At 61.7% G+C, this 16,202-nt stretch carries 14 protein-coding genes; 9 read left to right on the top strand and 5 right to left on the bottom strand.

What is annotated here, in order from left to right; genetic code table 11:
- Nucleotides 1-118: 118 nt before the first annotated feature.
- The 4 genes from N5A92_RS16920 to N5A92_RS16905 all read right to left on the bottom strand — a co-directional run bounded on the left by N5A92_RS16920 (nucleotide 119) and on the right by N5A92_RS16905 (nucleotide 5,248).
- Nucleotides 119-1,102 (bottom strand): Bug family tripartite tricarboxylate transporter substrate binding protein, encoded by a 984-nt coding sequence (locus N5A92_RS16920; RefSeq protein WP_260904872.1) that lies wholly within the window; start codon nucleotides 1,100-1,102, stop codon nucleotides 119-121.
- A 112-nt stretch (nucleotides 1,103-1,214) separates the two neighbouring features.
- The gene (locus tag N5A92_RS16915; RefSeq protein ID WP_260904870.1) at nucleotides 1,215-3,203 is read right to left on the bottom strand and encodes an oxidoreductase; all 1,989 of its coding nucleotides are present in this window, start codon (nucleotides 3,201-3,203) and stop codon (nucleotides 1,215-1,217) included.
- Between the two features lie 59 nt (nucleotides 3,204-3,262).
- Entirely contained in the window at nucleotides 3,263-4,777 is a 1,515-nt protein-coding gene (locus N5A92_RS16910) for a tripartite tricarboxylate transporter permease (RefSeq protein ID WP_260904868.1), read from the bottom strand.
- A 15-nt stretch (nucleotides 4,778-4,792) separates the two neighbouring features.
- Nucleotides 4,793-5,248, bottom strand: a complete 456-nt coding sequence (locus N5A92_RS16905) for a tripartite tricarboxylate transporter TctB family protein (protein WP_260904867.1) — start codon at nucleotides 5,246-5,248, stop codon at nucleotides 4,793-4,795.
- Nucleotides 5,249-5,453: 205 nt separating this feature from the next.
- On the opposite strand from N5A92_RS16905, the gene N5A92_RS16900 reads away from it, so the two are divergent.
- From N5A92_RS16900 to N5A92_RS16885, 4 genes are all read left to right on the top strand, one after another.
- Nucleotides 5,454-6,149, top strand: a complete 696-nt coding sequence (locus N5A92_RS16900; protein ID WP_260904865.1) for a GntR family transcriptional regulator — start codon at nucleotides 5,454-5,456, stop codon at nucleotides 6,147-6,149.
- Nucleotides 6,146-7,579 (top strand): FAD-dependent tricarballylate dehydrogenase TcuA, encoded by a 1,434-nt coding sequence (tcuA, locus tag N5A92_RS16895; RefSeq protein ID WP_260904864.1) that lies wholly within the window; start codon nucleotides 6,146-6,148, stop codon nucleotides 7,577-7,579. Before N5A92_RS16900 ends, tcuA begins: the two co-directional genes overlap by 4 nt.
- The gene (tcuB, locus tag N5A92_RS16890; protein WP_260904862.1) at nucleotides 7,569-8,654 is read left to right on the top strand and encodes a tricarballylate utilization 4Fe-4S protein TcuB; all 1,086 of its coding nucleotides are present in this window, start codon (nucleotides 7,569-7,571) and stop codon (nucleotides 8,652-8,654) included. The genes tcuA and tcuB overlap by 11 nt, the downstream gene beginning before the upstream one ends.
- A 139-nt stretch (nucleotides 8,655-8,793) precedes the next feature.
- The gene (locus N5A92_RS16885) at nucleotides 8,794-9,402 is read left to right on the top strand and encodes an O-methyltransferase (protein ID WP_260904860.1); all 609 of its coding nucleotides are present in this window, start codon (nucleotides 8,794-8,796) and stop codon (nucleotides 9,400-9,402) included.
- Between the two features lie 89 nt (nucleotides 9,403-9,491).
- Here N5A92_RS16885 and N5A92_RS16880 read toward each other — a convergent pair whose 3' ends face one another.
- Nucleotides 9,492-10,736 carry a LysR family transcriptional regulator gene (locus N5A92_RS16880; RefSeq protein WP_260904858.1) on the bottom strand — a complete coding sequence of 415 codons (1,245 nt, stop codon included), beginning with the start codon at nucleotides 10,734-10,736 and terminating at the stop codon, nucleotides 9,492-9,494.
- A gap of 130 nt (nucleotides 10,737-10,866) precedes the next feature.
- On the opposite strand from N5A92_RS16880, the gene N5A92_RS16875 reads away from it, so the two are divergent.
- From N5A92_RS16875 to N5A92_RS16855, 5 genes are read left to right on the top strand one after another with little or no spacing between them, the layout of a single operon-like run.
- On the top strand, nucleotides 10,867-11,601 hold the full coding sequence (locus N5A92_RS16875; RefSeq protein WP_313958427.1) for a PIG-L deacetylase family protein: 735 nt from the start codon (nucleotides 10,867-10,869) through the stop codon (nucleotides 11,599-11,601).
- The gene (locus N5A92_RS16870; protein ID WP_260904855.1) at nucleotides 11,601-12,293 is read left to right on the top strand and encodes a 4-carboxy-4-hydroxy-2-oxoadipate aldolase/oxaloacetate decarboxylase; all 693 of its coding nucleotides are present in this window, start codon (nucleotides 11,601-11,603) and stop codon (nucleotides 12,291-12,293) included. Before N5A92_RS16875 ends, N5A92_RS16870 begins: the two co-directional genes overlap by 1 nt.
- Nucleotides 12,286-13,377 carry a 4-oxalomesaconate tautomerase gene (locus tag N5A92_RS16865; RefSeq protein WP_260904853.1) on the top strand — a complete coding sequence of 364 codons (1,092 nt, stop codon included), beginning with the start codon at nucleotides 12,286-12,288 and terminating at the stop codon, nucleotides 13,375-13,377. Before N5A92_RS16870 ends, N5A92_RS16865 begins: the two co-directional genes overlap by 8 nt.
- Complete coding sequence (locus N5A92_RS16860; protein ID WP_260904851.1) at nucleotides 13,374-14,258, top strand: amidohydrolase family protein; 885 nt, start codon at nucleotides 13,374-13,376, stop codon at nucleotides 14,256-14,258. The genes N5A92_RS16865 and N5A92_RS16860 overlap by 4 nt, the downstream gene beginning before the upstream one ends.
- Nucleotides 14,255-16,189, top strand: a complete 1,935-nt coding sequence (locus N5A92_RS16855; protein WP_260904849.1) for a TRAP transporter permease — start codon at nucleotides 14,255-14,257, stop codon at nucleotides 16,187-16,189. The genes N5A92_RS16860 and N5A92_RS16855 overlap by 4 nt, the downstream gene beginning before the upstream one ends.
- Nucleotides 16,190-16,202 lie beyond the last annotated feature (13 nt).

Here is a 16,202-nt window from a genome sequence, read left to right as displayed (position 1 = left end):
CCAGGGTCCACCGCCGACGGAGATGGCTGGATGCGATGCGGCCAATCGGGTCACGCGCTTAAACCGAGCGGCGTGGGCAGCCCCCGATCCGAGTGACCGGGGGCCAAAGCAGAGCACTTCATTTATTCAATTCGGTGGGAATACCGAGATCGGCTATGATCCCGGCAAAGTTCTCTTTGACCTTTTTCAGATAGGCGGTGAGTTCGGTGTGGCCACGATATTCCTTGGCCGCGATCAGCTTGGTGAGGGTTTCTTTGAACTCCGGTGTTTCCATTGCTCCATGAAAGGCATCGTCGAGCTTGGCTATGATCGGCTCCGGTGTGCCGGCAGGCGCAACGATGACGCTGACCGCATGGGCGTCGAAGTCGTAGCCGAGTTCAGGCAGCGTCGGTACATCCGGGAAAGCCGGCATGCGGGTGTCGGAAATCACCGCCAGCAGGCGCATGTTCCCAGCGCGGACGTCCTCTACCCACTGCGTCGAACCGACTGCGGCGTTAACATGGCCGCCCAGCACTGCGGCGAGGGTGTCGCGCGCGCCAGGGTAGGGGACGTGGGTCCAGTCGAGACCGGCTTCCTTGCCGACATACTGCATCGCCACGTGCATGGTCGAACCTGCGCCCGAAGTAGCGTACGTGATGTTTCTCGGATTTGCCTTGGCATCCGCAATGAACTCTTCAAAAGTCTGCCAAGGTGAGTCGGCCTTGACCACAACGCCCGTCACGCCCGATGAAAACTGCATCACAGGCGCAAAATCCTCCTGCGTGTAGTCCATCTTTCGCATGGTGAGCATGCGGCTCAGCGGCGTGTCGACGACCGAGGCGAGGGTGTAGCCATCGGGCGCCGCCTGAGCCAGAACGCCGAGTGAAACAGCGCCTGCTACGCCGGGCTTGTTGACGATGTTGATCGGCTGGCCAAGCTTCTTCTCTACCAATTCGGCGAGGTGGCGTGTCATGACGTCCATGTTGTCGCCGGGATTGTAGCCGACGAGAATCGTGATCGGCTTGGTGGGAAAGTCTTGGGTGGCCGCGCTGGGCGCGGCCCCGAGAATGGCACCGAGCGCGAGACCAAAGACCGCGCCCAAAGCATTGAGCTTGAATTGCATTTCAACTCCTCCTTCTGTCGATAGCCCACCAGCCGGCACTTCGGCTGAACAGGCGGTCCCCTCCCAGGGGTTGTGTTCCGGCCGGGCCTGCTGGTCCGAACGGAAGGTCCCGTCAGATCGAACGTCCAACCTCGAAGCCGTCCCAGACGGCCTTCATGATGTTCTTCGGTCCGTCGCAATCGCCGATCGAGTAGACTTCGCCAGGAAAGCTCTGAACGAGCTGGGCGTAGAGCTCTGGTTCGGCTTTGACGCCGACGGCCATGACCACCGTGTCGCAATCGAATTCCTCGCGGGCGCCATCAGCACGGCTGACCACTACCGACCCCTCCCGCACCTCTTCGAGAGCTGTATCTGTGAGGATCGGCACCAGATGGAATGCAAGCAGATCAAGCAGCATGTTACGATTGGCGCGCGCCACGGGAATTGCCACCGGGCGCGACAGCCGTTCGACTATCCTGACGCGCTTGCCCTTCCTGGCGAGCCAAAGGGCGAGTTCGCAGCCATTCTCTCCGGCGCCCACGACGATGACGTTGTCGCCCGTCTCATACCTGCCTAGCAGAACACCGGTGCTCGGCACGACATGCGGAAGATCGGCGCCCGGCATTTGCGGCATGATGTCCGTCGAGCCGCTGGCCACGACTATGACATCTGGCCCTTCGGCCTCGACGACCGCCGGTGTAACGGCAGTGCCGACCATGACGGGTATCCCGCGATTGGAGAGCTGTCGCTGATACCAGGTATTGAGCCGCCCAACGTCTTTCTTGTCGTCCGGCACCGATGCATCGCGCAGATGACCGCCGAGCTCGGTCTCCTTCTCGTAAAGAATGACTTCGTGTCCCCTGGCGGCAGCGACAAGTGCTGCCTCCATGCCCGCGGCGCCGCCGCCTGCAACAAGCACCTTCTTCTTGACGAGCGCCGGGGAGGGGGTGTGGGTTCGTTCGCGCCCGCATGCGGGGTTCACTGTGCATGAGTTCAGATCACGGCCATGGATGGCCTCCGTGCAGGCCTGGTGACAGCCGATGCAGGGGCGAATGTCCTCGACCTGGCCCGCGCGCACCTTGTTAGGCCAATAGGGATCTGCGAGCAGGCCCTTGCCGATTGCGACGATATCGGCCTCGCCGGATGCAATGGCACGTTCCGCCATGTCCGGGATGTCGAGGCGGCCGACGGTCATGACGGGTATCGAAACCACCTTCTTGACCATGGCCGCCATGGACAGCATGCAGCCATGGTCCTGATAGATCGGTGGATGCGTCCAATAGTGGCCTGCGAACGCGCCGGCATCGACGGCCAGCCCGTCGAAGCCGGCCTCCTCGAGAAGCCTTGCCATTTCGAGCCCCTCATCGATGTCGCGGCCCACTTCGCTAAAGCTCTCGCCCGGCAGGCCGGCATCGTGCAACGACTTCATGTAGTGCTTGAGCCCATAGCGATAGGTGACGGGAAAATCTTCGCCGACGCGGCTCTTGATCTCGCGCAGGATCTCGAGCGGGAAAGTGAGGCGGCCACGCAAATCGCCACCATATTTGTCGTCGCGCTTGTTCCAGAAGGAGCAGGTGAACTGATCAAGCAGAAAACCGCCGTGACCGTGCAACTCAATTCCGTCGCAGCCGGCGCGGGCAACGATTTCGGCGGCGCGGCCATATGCCTTCACCAGCGCCTCAACTTCTTCGGTCCTCAGCGCCCGGCAAGTGATCCTCGGGTCGCCGAAATTCGGCACGGCGGAAGGCGCGATGGGGCCGCCCCTGATGGTGCCGGGGCGCGCCTGGCTGCCGAAGCCGGGAGAGAGCTGAACGAAAAACTTCGCGCCGAGCGAATGAACCGCCTCAGTCAGATCCGCGAATGGACGAATGAACGCTTCCCGCACGGGACCGCGCTTGCGGCTGGAATGCTCGATCTCATCCTCGACCTTGAGCATGCCCGTGTGCAGCAGGCCGGCTCCACCCTTGGCGCGTTCTACGAAATAGTCGACGTAGCGCTGGGTAGGGAGACCATTTTCGTCCTGCAGGGCGGGAAACCCCATGGGCGCCATGGCGATCCGGTTCTTGAGACGGACCTTGCCGATCGTAAGCGGTTCGAAGAGGTGAGGGTACCTTATCTGCATATGCAGTATTCCCTGATTTGAAGTTGGTGCATGGCGCGTCGTCCCCCGTGCGATTCCGGTTACTCGGCCCCGCGAATCTGACCCCGCGCACGGCGCCTAGCGCGCAGATACGGGAGTACGTTCGAGATCAGGATGAGGAGCACCAGGAGAAGGATGGCGCCGGAGATCGGCCGCGTGACAAAGATGGAGAAATCGCCGCGCGAGATCAGCAGCGACTGGCGCAGATTCTGTTCGAGGATCGGACCGAGCACGAAGGCAAGAACCAGTGGTCCCGCGTCATAGCGGAACTTCCGCATCAGGTACCCGATGCCCCCGAACACGAGCATCACAAGAACGTCAAATGTAGAGTTGTTCACCGAGTAGGCCCCGATGAGGCAGAACAGGAAGATGAGCTGGTAGAGCATCCAGCCAGGCGTCTTGAGGATCTGAACCCAGACACCGATAAGTGGCAGGTTCAGAACGAGCAGCAGCACATTCCCCACATACATGCTCACCACGAGGCCCCAGAAGATCTGGGGATGGTTGCTGATGAACATCGGTCCCGGCTGAACGCCCTGAATGACGAGAGCCGCAAAGAGCATCGCCATGATCGGGCCTGTGGGCAGGCCGAGGGAGAGCAGGGGGACAAGTCCTCCGCTCGCCGCCGCATTGTTGGCTGTTTCCGGACCGGCTACGCCTTCGATCGCGCCTTTGCCGAATTCTTCGGGGTGCTTGGAGATCCGGCGCTCAACGGCATAGGAGGTGAAGGTCGCAAGCACGCCGCCTCCGCCGGGAAGAATGCCGATGAAAAAGCCGATAAGCGTGCCGCGCACGATCGGCCACTTTGCGCGCGCCCAATCGGCCATTGTCGGCCAGAGGTTTTTCACCCGAGTTTCCGTCGGGTGTACCTTCGTTTCCTGTCCTTCGAGATTCTCGAGAACCTCGGTCACGCCAAACAGGCCCATGACGACGGGGACGATGCCGATGCCGTCGCTCAGTTCGTTGATGCCGAGTGTGAACCGGGGCAGCGCGGTGACGAGGTCAAGCCCCACCCCGCCCAGGATAAACCCAACGAACGCCATCATCAGGGCCTTCAGCGTCGAGCCCTGGGAGAGGTGGGTAACAAGGACCAACCCTATGCAAATGATGGCGAAATATTCCGGTGGGCCGAATCTGAGGGCCATCGACGCGAGCGGCTGTGCGACGAGCATGAGGATTAGCACGCTGACCGTGCCGGCAATGAAAGATCCCCAAGCGGCGATGCCTAATGCGGCGCCTGCGCGGCCCTTGCGCGCCATCTCATGGCCGTCGATGCAGGTGACGATCGAAGTCGCCTCGCCGGGGATGCGCACGAGGACGGAAGTTATCGTCCCGCCATATTGCGCCCCATAGTAGATGCCGGCGAGCATGATAATCGATGCTTCAGGCGACACATACATGGTCGCCGGCAGAAGCAACCCCATCGCACCGACAGGACCTATGCCGGGGATGACCCCGATCAGCGTCCCGATGACGACCCCAAGCGTGCAGAACAGCAGGTTCTCCGGCTGGAAGGCGACGCCGAGCCCGAGGGTGATATTCGATAAGATGTCCATCTGGCGCAGCCTCCGTCAAAAGCCCCAAGGGCCAACCGGAAACTGGCTCTTCAGCAGAAACTGGAAGATCAGCTGGGTTAGTGCGGTGCTGATAAAGGCGAGAACAGCGATGAGAACGTAGCGTTTCGGCTGGACCAGCCAGAACAGCACGAACATGAGCGCAAATGTGGTAAAGCCGTATCCAAGCAGTGGAAGAACAAGCGCGTAAAGAACGAGCGCGATAAAGCTCGGTAATACCCTCGGAACTGCTGCGAGGGGAGGTGCCTTGTCATCCGCCGCTTCCGCACCCTGGAAGGTGGTGCGGGCGATATGCACCAGTGACAGCAAGCCGAGACAAAGCGCCGATACGAATGTCACAAATCCAGTACCGGGGTTGGTAGGAGTCCCAAGACCAAGCCGCATTGACTCTGCCATAACCAGAGCGGCAAAAAGCAGCCAGAACATCCCTCCGGCCTGTTCGTAGATTCTCATGATCCTCCCCGATCGTGCGACTTGTGTCGGCGACTAGGCCGGGCGCTGGCGGAAATCGCGCGTCAACGATATTATTTCAATATTAGAGATACGTTCCGACATTATGGTAAGTCAACCCGGAATCTGGTTGCGTTCATGCGTATCGCCGGCTATTGTCTCCTATCGTATCCAACCGGATACAAATTTCCACTGGGCCATCCTTCTTATGACCAACGTGCAAGACAAGACCCCGCATGGCCAGACGGCGTACATGCGCTTGCTCGACGAGATTCGCCGCGGCGATCTGCTGCCAGGCACGCGACTGCGCGAAGTCGAGCTTTCGGAGAGATTGAAGATCTCGCGCACACCTGTTCGTGAGGCACTGCGGCGCCTTGAGGCGGACGGACTGGTCGTCCATCAGCCGCGGCTGGGCGCCGTGATGCGCCGGCTTGGCTATGCCGAAATCATGGAGCTTTACGAGATGCGCGCTGTTCTCGAGGGAACGGCCGCGCGGCTTGCCGCGCGGGCAGCCTCGGAAGTGGAATTGGCCGAACTCCGTGCCCTAAACGAAGAGTTTGCTGATGTACTCAATGACGAACTGCAGGCAGCCGAGGTCAATCGCCAGTTCCATTCCATTTTGCTGGATGCGGCCAAAAACCGCTTCTTACGCAAGTCGGTCGGCGCCCTGCAGAAAACGATGTCCATTCTCGGCCGCTCGACACTGATCGACGTGGGGCGGGCAGGGGCGGCATGCCAGGAGCACATACGAATTCTGGACGCCATCGAGGCGCGAGACGGAACAGCGGCCGAAGCCGAGATGCGCGCTCACATCGAGGCTGCGCAACGTGTGCGCCTCAAGGCACTGCGGGCGCTCGACCGCGATGAGGAAGAAGTGCTTTGGGAAGAGGGAGATGGACTGTGAACCGGTCAGAGCTGCCGCCGCGCGGTTCATGGGATGTCATCGTCGTGGGCGGAGGGAACGCAGCCCTTTGCGCCGCGATCTGCGCCGCCGAAGAGGGTGCGCGCGTGCTCGTGCTCGAGGGCGCTCCCAAGCCCTATCGCGGCGGAAATTCCCGCCATACCCGCAACTTCCGCTGCAAGCATGATGGGCCGCTCTCTGTCCTCACCGGCACATATGGCGAGGACGAGTATCTTGACGATCTGATACTGGTGACCAAGGGCAAGACCGATGAGGATCTGGCGCGGTTTACGATCCGCGCCTCCCAGGAATGCCTGCCTTGGATGGAAGCGCATGGCGTTCGTTTCCAGCCCTCCCTGTCCGGCACCCTGTCCTTGAGCCAGACCAACGCCTTCTTCCTCGGCGGCGGCAAGGCGCTCGTCAACGCCTACTACAACACTGCCGAAGACCTTGATGTGACCGTTCGCTATGAAGCTCAGGTCAGCCATATTGGCATTGAGGCGGACAGTTTCAAACATGTCGAAGTGAGTTTCTCCGGCGGCCCGGTGGAGCGCATTTCCGCGCATGCGGTGGTACTTGCCTCGGGGGGCTTCCAGGCCGACCGGGAATGGCTGGTAAGCGCCTGGGGGCCGGCCGCCAGAAATTTTCTCATCCGCGGAACACCCTATAACCGCGGTGTGGTGCTGCGCGATATGCTGGACCAGGGATGTGAAAGCGTCGGCGATCCAACGCAGTGCCATGCGGTGGCCATTGACGGTCGCGCACCCCAATATGACGGGGGGATCGTTACGCGCCTCGACTGCGTACCATTTTCGGTCGTAGTGAACCGGGATACGGAGCGCTTCTATGACGAAGGCGAGGACGTCTGGCCCAAGCGCTACGCAATCTGGGGGCGCCTCGTCGCCGGACAGCCGGACCAGGTAGCCTACGCGATCATCGATTCCACATCCCTTGATCTCTTCATGCCATCGGTCTTTCGGCCGGTGGTGGGACAGACCATCGAGGAACTGGGTGAAAAGCTCGGCCTCGATCCTGCAAAGCTCGCCAAAACCGTCGTCGGTTTCAATGCCGCCTGCAAGCCCGGCGCCTTCACCCCGACGGAACTGGACGGGCTATCGACGGAAGGCATTGATCCTCCCAAGACCAACTGGGCACGTCCCGTCACGGAGCCGCCCTTCTATGGCTATCAACTGCGGCCAGGGGTCACCTTCACCTATCTCGGCCTCAAGGTCGACAAGACAGCGCGCGTTCAGACGCCCTCCGGCGCTCTCTCAAATGTTTGGGCCGCCGGCGAAATCATGGCCGGATCAATCCTGGGGCAGGGCTACCTTGCCGGTTTCGGCATGACGATCGGCACCGTCTTTGGGCGTATCGCGGGGCGTGAAGCGGCGCGCTACGTTCTTAACAATCAGGAAATTGCAGATGTCGCTTGAACTCTCCCAGGCCGTTTCGGGCTCAACCGCCGAAGCCCGGCGGCAGATCGAGATCTGCAATGCATGCCGCTATTGCGAAGGCTATTGTTCCGTGTTTCCGGCGATGACGCGCCAGAAGATGTTCTCCGACGGCGACATCACGCATCTGGCGAATCTCTGTCACAACTGCCGGGGCTGCTACTATGCCTGCCAGTACACCGAACCGCATGAATTCGCGCTGAACCTTCCTGCGGCGCTGGCCGAAGTCCGTCAGGAAAGCTGGGAGCGGCTGGTCTGGCCGGCGCCATTTTCGCGCTTGTTCCATACGCATGGCGTGGCAATTGCGGGGATGCTGGTCGCCGGCATCTCGGCCTTGTTCGCCTGGATTGCCGCCCTGCCGGAAGGTGCGGGCGACGGGTTCTACGCGCACCTGTCGCACAACGCGATGGTCGCGGTTTTCACCCCGGCATTCCTGCTGCCGCTTGTTGCCGTCGCCATCGGCCTGTACCGGTACTGGCGGGACGTCGGTGCGGGGCCTATCACGCTGCGCGACATCGGCAACGCCTTTGCCAGCGCTGCAACACTGCGGAACCTCGACGGCGGACAGGGGCAAGGCTGCAATTTCGAGCGCGAGGACCGCTACACCGACCTCAGGCGCTGGTTCCACCAGGCCGTGCTCTACGGCTTTCTTGCCTGCTTCGCCGCGACGTCGGTGGCAACGCTCATGCACTACTTCCTTGACTGGCAGGCGCCTTACGGCCTCTTCACGCCGCCCAAGCTCCTGGGCGTGCCCGGCGGCATCGCACTGGTGATTGGCACCAGCGGACTTGTTTGGCTTAAGATGCGAGCCGATCCCAAGCTCGGCGCCAGCCGGGTTTGGGGAGGCGAGATGGCATTCGTGCTGCTGCTCGGTCTCGTGGCGGCTTCCGGGCTGACGCTATATGCAGCCACCGGCACCTTTGCAGTATCCAGCCTTCTGGCGCTGCATCTGGGTTCGGTGCTGGCCTTGTTCCTGCTGCTACCCTATACGAAAATGGTTCATGGCTTCTTCCGCGTTGCGTCGCTGCTTGCGGAGGAAACGAAGCGGAAGGTATGAGTGCTGGGCGGCACGCGCGACGGCACCGCCATCTGGTGCGCTTCGCGTTCCGCGAAGATTAGCGGATCGACTGGCGCCGGGCCCGAAGCGTAGAGGCTCCGAAAACTCCCATTCTCCAACAAATTTCTCCGGGACTTCAATGGACGACAAAATCACGGCAGTGCTCGACGCCTACCACGGGCTGATCCAAAAACAACGTCAGAGCCTGCAGCAGGGGCGGCCCGAGACGGGAGAGGACAGGCGGTTTCTTGCCATAGGGCCGCAAACGGGACGGCTGATCAACATTCTCGCCAGGAGCCTGAAGGCACCGAATATTCTGGAGCTCGGCACATCCTATGGCTACTCGGGAATCTGGCTGGCGGAAGCCGCGCGGGCGACCGAGGGCCGGCTGATCACGATGGAGATGCATGACTATAAGTCAGCCTTCGCGCAGGACATGGCGGCCAAAGCAGGCCTTGCCGATTATGTCGACTTCAAAGTCGGCGATGCCGTTCAGTTGATCGATGGCCTGACAGTGGGGCTGGATTTTGTGCTCGTCGATCTCTGGAAGGATCTGTATGTCCCTTGCCTCGAAGCCTTCTATCCAAAGCTGAACCCCGGCGCGATCATCGTCGCGGACAATATGCTGCGCCCCGGTGGTGAAAATGTCATGCACTACGGCAGGGTCGTGCGCAAAATGCCCGGCATCACGAGTGTGCTCCTGCCGGTCGGGTCGGGGATCGAGGTCAGCCGCTACCAGCCGGAATGAATTCCATCGCCAGATGACCGACCCTAGCGGCCCGCGCTTGCACGCCCGCGCAGGAGGTAGGGATGATCGAAGCATGAGGTCAGGCATATTTACCGGACGCCAGTATCGCTTGCGTGCATCCTGAACGCATTTTCGGAACATATTCTTCTCAACATATCCAAAAAGAGCGATTGCGTTGCGGTCGGTGACCAGCCGCGCCGCGTTGTGATGCCGATGGGGCGGTCGGAGCCATCGAGCGTGAAGTCCAATGTCGTGAGAACGCCTTCTTCCAGCTCCCTTGCGATCTGGTGCCGGGAAATGATGGTGAGGCGGTCGCTGCCCAGCAGCAATCCGCGGATCAGTATCAGGGAACTCGATTCCACGATCCTGCCTGGCGCCGGCACTTTCGCGTTCTGGAACAGCGCATCGAATTGTTGACGGGTCGGGATGTTCGACGACGGTGTCACCCAGGGAAATTGCGCGAGCATGTCTGCGCGGAGGCGCCTCCTTCCCGCAAGCGGGTGGCCGGCCCGTGCGGCTATGGCCAGCTTGTCGACAAACAATTCCTCCTGCACGACGTCGTCCACCGGAGGGGGATCCCGCAACGCACCGATGAGAACGTCCATCTCCCCATAACGGAGCGCGTGCAACAAATCCTTATAGGCGCCATCACGCACCTTGATCCGGACTTCCGGCCGCATCGCGCACAGATCGTTGATCGCCTTTGGAAGAATGAAGCTGCGCGCCAGGGGAAGCGTGCCGAGGACGATCCGCGCCGTATCTTGCCCCAGCAGCATGCAGACTTCCTCCAGTCCCTGTTTGAGCTCGGCGAACGCCAGCAACACGCCCTGGCGCAGGGCATCGCCGGCGTGAGTAGGCTCGAAACCCTGGACAGACCTCGTAAAGAGCTGAAGTCCCGATATGCGCTCCATGTCGTTGATACCCCTATGCACAGAGGGGCGGGACACACCGAGGTTCCTGGCCGCCCAGGAGTAGTTTCCGGTTTCGCAAAGCGCCAGAAAACACCGCAGTTGAACCGATGTCAGCAGATGATGGAAGTTCGCAAAGCCGACGGATTTCGAGCGTCCGCCGCCACGCGCTGCCCGGCGCGCGGCGCGTGCCAGGATAAACAGCGCCCGATCAACCCGGGCACGCAGCAATTCACCCGCCTCAGTCAGGAACATGCCGGTGCTCTTCCGCAGAAATAGCGGTGTGCCGACCGCTTCTTCAAGCTTGGCCAGAGCCTGGGTTATCGCTGGCTGCGAAAGAAAGACCTTTCTGGAGGCGGCCGAAATACTGCCGGTAGCGGCAACCTGGGCAAAGGCACGCAGGTGACGGAGATTCAAACGGATCACGGGATGCTCCCTTTCTTGCCGAACCAAAACGTAGTGTAGCAAAAACTTATGGGCTCGGCGTCCCATTGAAATGGCAATTGCGAACGAGAGGAGAGAAAAGACAGCAGTGTTTGTTGGAGGAGAGACCGACTTGACTGCGAATAAAACGGCACTGGTGATCAGCGCCCACGCGGCCGACTTCGTCTGGCGTTGCGGAGGTGCGATCGCATTGCACCAAAAGCTGGGCTACGACGTGACCGTGGCTTGCCTTTCCTTTGGAGAGCGCGGGGAAAGCGCCAAGCTGTGGAAGCAGGAAGGCACTACGCTGGAGAAGGTCAAGGCCGCGCGGCAAAAGGAGGCCGAGGCCGCCGCCAAGGCGCTCGACGTCCACGATCTTCAGTTTCTCGACTTGGGCGACTACCCGCTGGATCTCGGGGTGGAGGCGCGCGAGCGCACGGTGGATCTCATTCGGGCCGTGCAACCGGCCTTCATGATGAGCCATTCCATGTGGGACCCATACAATACGGACCATATGAACACGACGAAATTCGTGCTCGAGTGCCGCATGGTCGCGCAGGCCTGGGGGCATAAACCGGGAGAGAAGGTGCTTGGCGCGCCGCAGCTTTATCTGTTCGAGCCGCACCAGACCGAGCAGATGGGCTGGAAGCCGGACGTGTTCCTGGACATCACCGAGGTGTGGGACAAGAAGCGCGCCGCAATCGAGTGCATGGAAGGCCAGGAGCACTTGTGGGCGTACTACACAACTGTAGCTGAGAATCGCGGCAACCATTTCCGCCGCAATTCCGGCGGACAGGCAGGCGGCCGGCCGGCAAGATACGCCGAGGGTTTCCAGTCGGTGTTTCCGCGAACGGTGGATGAACTCTGATGGCCGGGTCCACGACGGAAGCGGGCGTTGTCGTCCAGCATATCGAGCGTGCCGAACAGGCTGTCATCGACGGCCTTGGCGAATGCGGAGTCGCGACCGTGCATGAGGCGCAGGGTCGGAAGGGTTTGTTGGCCGCCAATATGCGCCCGATTTATTCCGGCGCGCGGATCGCCGCATCCGCGGTTACCATCTCGGCGCCGCCCTGCGACAATTGGATGGTCCATGTGGCCATCGAGCAGATCAGGGAAGGCGATATTCTGGTGCTCGCCCCCACTTCTCCGTCCGATGCCGGCTATTTCGGCGACCTGCTCGCCACGTCGGCGAAGGCGCGTGGCTGCCGGGGTCTCGTGATCGACGCCGGCGTTCGCGATGTGCGCGACCTGACGGAGATGCGGTTTCCTGTCTGGTCGAAGGCAATCTTCGCACAGGGCACGGTGAAGGAGACGGTCGGGTCCGTCAACGTTCCCGTGGTTTGCGCCGGCGAGCTTGTCAATCCAGGCGATGTCATCGTGGCCGACGACGATGGCGTTTGCGTCGTGCGGCGCGAGGAAGCGCCAATGGTGCTGGAGAAGGCGCGCGCCCGCGAGGCCAAGGAGGCGGAGAAGCGCGCGCGTTTCGAGAAAGGCGAGCTCGGCCTCGACATTTACGGCATGCGCGGGCGCCTTGCCGAAAAGGGCCTGAGATATGTCTGACGGCATTCGAACCATGTGGATGCGCGGCGGCACGTCGAAAGGCGGCTATTTCCTTGCCGACGATCTTCCATCCGACACTGCCGAGCGCGATGCCCTGCTGCTTTCGATCATGGGATCGCCGGATCCCCGCCAGATCGACGGCATGGGCGGGGCGGATCCGCTGACCTCCAAGGTCGCCGTCATCGCCAGGTCGGAGCGTCCTGGGATCGATATCGACTATCTGTTCCTGCAGGTCTTTGTGGATCAGGCGCTGGTGTCGGCGGCGCAGACCTGCGGAAACATTCTGGCCGGCGTCGGTCCGTTCGCCATTGAGCGCGGCCTGGTGGCGGCGCGGGAGGGCGAGACGCGGGTCACCATATACAATGAAAACAGCGGTCAGGTGGCGGTCGCGCGGGTTGCGACACCCGGCGGGCGCGCGTGTTACGAAGGCGTGGCGCATATCGACGGCGTGCCGGGCCAAGCCGCTCCCATTCCCATCGAATTCAAGGATACGGCGGGCTCCAGTTGCGGCGCGCTGCTGCCGACCGGACATGCCGCCGACATGGTGGACGGCGTCGAGGTCACCATGATCGACAACGGTATGCCCTGCGTCCTCCTGGCCGCCCGCGACATGGGTATTTCCGGACGCGAGACGCCGGCCGAGCTGGAAGCCATGTCTGCCCTGCGCGAGAGGTTGGAGGCGATCCGGCTTGCCTGCGGCACGATGATGAATCTCGGCGACGTCACCGAGCAATCCGTACCCAAAATGACGATGATTTGCGAGGCGCAATCGGGCGGCGCCATTTCCACGCGAACCTTCATTCCGCATCGCTGTCACAAGGCGATCGGAGTGCTGGGCGCGGTCAGCGTCGCGACGGCCTGTCTGATCGAGGGGTCAGTCGCTTTCGATATGGCCAGGCGGGGCGAAGGGAGCGAGCGCAGCCTCTCCATCGAGCACCCGACCGGCGAAATGACGGTCATCGCATCGCTGGACGAAGCTGGCTCCATTCGATCCGCCGCCATATTGCGCACCGCTCGCAAGCTGATGGACGGCGTTGTTTTCCCCGCGCCGCGGGCGCATGTGCCGACAAAGGCAGCAGAATGACAGCCGCATATCTGCCATTCCATCCCGATCCGTCGAAGCCGCGCTTTCAGGTTCCTGCGGGCGCCGTGGATGCCCATTGCCACGTCTTCGGTCCGGCGGCGCAATACCCCTTCGCGCCCGAGCGGAAATACACGCCCGTCGACGCGCCGAAGGAGAAGCTGTTCGCGCTGCGCGACCATCTGGGGCTGAGCCGCAGCGTCATCGTACAGGCGACCTGCCATGGACGCGACAATTCCGCGCTTGTGGACGCGTTGCGAAGTTCCAATGGCACGGCGCGCGGCGTTGCGGTCGTCGGAGCCGGGGTGGAAGACGATGAACTCGTCCGGCTGCACGACGCAGGTGTGCGCGGCGTGCGCTTCAACTTCCTGAAGCGGCTTGTCGACGACACCCCGCTTGAAACCTTTACCGATATCGCCGCGCGCATCTCCCGCCTCGGCTGGCACCTCGTCGTGTATTTCGAGGCGGAGGATCTCGAGCGGCTGAAATCATTCCTGGGCGAATTGCCCGGCACGGTGGTCATCGACCATATGGGCAGGCCCGATGTGTCAGCGGGGGTGGATAGCGCGGAATTCCAGCAGTTCATCCGGTTCCTCGATGAACACCCGAACATGCATGTCAAGGTTTCCTGCCCCGAACGGCTGACCAGGGCAGAGCCGCCCTATGACGATGTCGTGCCGTTCGCCAGGACGCTCGTCGAGCGACTTCCAGATCGCGTGTTGTGGGGCACGGACTGGCCTCATCCAAATATGAAGTCCCATATGCCGGACGACGGAAGCCTGGTCGATTTCATCCCTCGTATCGCCGCCACCGAGGCGTTGCAGCGCAAGCTTCTGGTGGACAACCCGATGCGCCTCTACTGGCCGGAGGAAGCGGGAAGATGAAGCAGGAGCAGAAGCTGAACCCGGCCGTCAACCGTCTCATTGCACTGTTCGCAGGGCTGATGTGCGCTGCTTGCGTTTTGTGGAATCTCGAGGTTCCAACCCGCATCGGCATAGCAATTCTCTCCCAGCAATACATGGCCTTTCAGCTCGCCATGGCCTTGGCGATCACTTATCTGCGTTTTGGCTTGCGGGGAGAAGCGAAGAAGCGGGTCGGCATTCTCGACGGCGCGATAGCGGCGGTCGCGCTCGCCGTCCTTCTCTACGCCGCCTGGGATTACTCGTGGCTCCTGAAGGAGCAAGCCTACAGGCCCTGGCAGATAACGCTCATCGGCGCCGTGGTCACAGTGACGGTCATGGAAGGCATCCGCAGACGCGCGGGCTGGATGCTTTTCTCCATCGTTGCCGTCTTCCTCGTCTATGCGCTGGTGGCCGACCAGGTTCCCGGCCGGCTCATCGGCAAGGAACTCAGCCCGCTGCGTCTCGTCCAGTATGTGGGATTCGACCCTAACGCGGTGTTCTCCACCCCGCTCGCGGTCGGCACGATCATCGTTCTTCTGTTCGTTCTATTTGGTCAGCTTCTATTTGCGGCTGGCGGGGGCGCGTTCTTCACCGACCTCGCCATCGCAGCGACGGGCAGGTCTCGCGGGGGCAGCGCCAAGATTTCCGTGGTGGGTTCCGCTCTCTTCGGCTCCATTTCCGGCAGCGCGGTATCGAATGTCGTCACAACCGGCATCATCACCATCCCGCTCATGCAACGGGGCGGGTACTCGAGACGCGATGCCGGCGCCATCGAGGCGGTCGCCTCAACAGGAGGCCAACTGACGCCGCCCATCATGGGAGCGGCGGCCTTCCTCATGGCCGAGTTTCTCGACATTTCCTATATGACCGTGGCCGCGGCGGCGCTGTTGCCCGCCTTGCTCTACTACTTCAGTGTTTTCATTCAGGTCGATCTCATTGCCGGGCGCGACAACATCACCGCCAGCGAAACGGACGGATTGACCGTGGCGCAGGTGCTTGCGGAGGGATGGCATTTCATCGTCCCCTTTGCCATCCTGCTCGGAGGTTTGTTTTGGTGGCGGCTTGACCCGCAGGACGCTGCCATTCTGTCTTCGGTGGCAATCATCTTCGTCGGCTTTCTGCGCGGCTATCGCGATCAACGCCTGTCGCTGCGCTCGCTTGGCAAGGTCACGGTGAATGCCGCGACGAGCATGGTAGATCTCATCCTTGTCGTGGCGGCGGCCGGTTTCGTGATCGGCATTCTCAACATCACCGGTCTCGGCTTTGCCCTGACCCTGGTACTGGTCGACGCAGTCGGCTCGAACGTGATCGCCCTGCTGCTGATCTCGGCGGTCATCTGCACTATTCTGGGCATGGGCATGCCGACCTCCGGCGTCTATGTGCTGCTTGCCGCGCTTGTCGCCCCGTCGCTAGTGCAGGCAGGCATCCAGCCGATCGCGGCACACCTCTTCATCCTCTATTTCGGCATGATGTCGATGATCACGCCGCCTGTGGCGCTTGCCGCCTTCGCTGCGGCGACGATCACCGGCGACAACCCACTTTCGACCGGGCTGGCCTCGATGCGCGTGGGATGGGCGGCATTCATAATCCCGTTCCTCTTCGTCGCGTCGCCGGTCATTCTGCTGTACGGCGGATGGCCGGAGATCCTGTCGGCCATGGTCCTGTCTTTCCTCGGGATAGCAGCGGTGACGGCGGGTATCGTCGGCTATTGGGGCCGGAAGCTCCAGATGGCCGCGCGTGTCGCGCTCGTTGGGCTCGGTGCACTGGCGTTGCCGCTCGGGTTCCTCTCAATTCCCGATATTGCGCATTGGATAGCCGCTTTGGGCGCGGTCGCCGTTGCGCTGTTTCTCGCGGTTTCCGCCAGGCGGCAATCGGTATCCGAAAGCAGTTCGTTGAAGGCAAGAAGTCCATAACAGGGAGGACATC

Source organism: Chelativorans salis, from assembly GCF_025336525.1.
In the GTDB taxonomy this organism is placed as follows: Bacteria; Pseudomonadota; Alphaproteobacteria; order Rhizobiales; family Rhizobiaceae; genus Chelativorans; species Chelativorans salis.
The sequence above is the reverse complement of the archived record's forward strand: the minus strand, read 5'-3'. Positions and strand labels throughout refer to the sequence as shown.

What these genes read in the sequence shown, in the direction of transcription:
- N5A92_RS16920 (WP_260904872.1), bottom strand. Translation starts at nt 1,102, where the DNA reads ATGCAATTCAAGCTCAATGCTTTGGGCGCGGTCTTTGGTCTCGCGCTC.
- N5A92_RS16915 (WP_260904870.1), bottom strand. Translation starts at nt 3,203, where the DNA reads ATGCAGATAAGGTACCCTCACCTCTTCGAACCGCTTACGATCGGCAAG.
- N5A92_RS16910 (WP_260904868.1), bottom strand. Translation starts at nt 4,777, where the DNA reads ATGGACATCTTATCGAATATCACCCTCGGGCTCGGCGTCGCCTTCCAG.
- N5A92_RS16905 (WP_260904867.1), bottom strand. Translation starts at nt 5,248, where the DNA reads ATGAGAATCTACGAACAGGCCGGAGGGATGTTCTGGCTGCTTTTTGCC.
- N5A92_RS16900 (WP_260904865.1), top strand. Translation starts at nt 5,454, where the DNA reads ATGACCAACGTGCAAGACAAGACCCCGCATGGCCAGACGGCGTACATG.
- tcuB (WP_260904862.1), top strand. Translation starts at nt 7,569, where the DNA reads ATGTCGCTTGAACTCTCCCAGGCCGTTTCGGGCTCAACCGCCGAAGCC.
- N5A92_RS16885 (WP_260904860.1), top strand. Translation starts at nt 8,794, where the DNA reads ATGGACGACAAAATCACGGCAGTGCTCGACGCCTACCACGGGCTGATC.
- N5A92_RS16870 (WP_260904855.1), top strand. Translation starts at nt 11,601, where the DNA reads ATGGCCGGGTCCACGACGGAAGCGGGCGTTGTCGTCCAGCATATCGAG.
- N5A92_RS16865 (WP_260904853.1), top strand. Translation starts at nt 12,286, where the DNA reads ATGTCTGACGGCATTCGAACCATGTGGATGCGCGGCGGCACGTCGAAA.
- N5A92_RS16860 (WP_260904851.1), top strand. Translation starts at nt 13,374, where the DNA reads ATGACAGCCGCATATCTGCCATTCCATCCCGATCCGTCGAAGCCGCGC.
- N5A92_RS16855 (WP_260904849.1), top strand. Translation starts at nt 14,255, where the DNA reads ATGAAGCAGGAGCAGAAGCTGAACCCGGCCGTCAACCGTCTCATTGCA.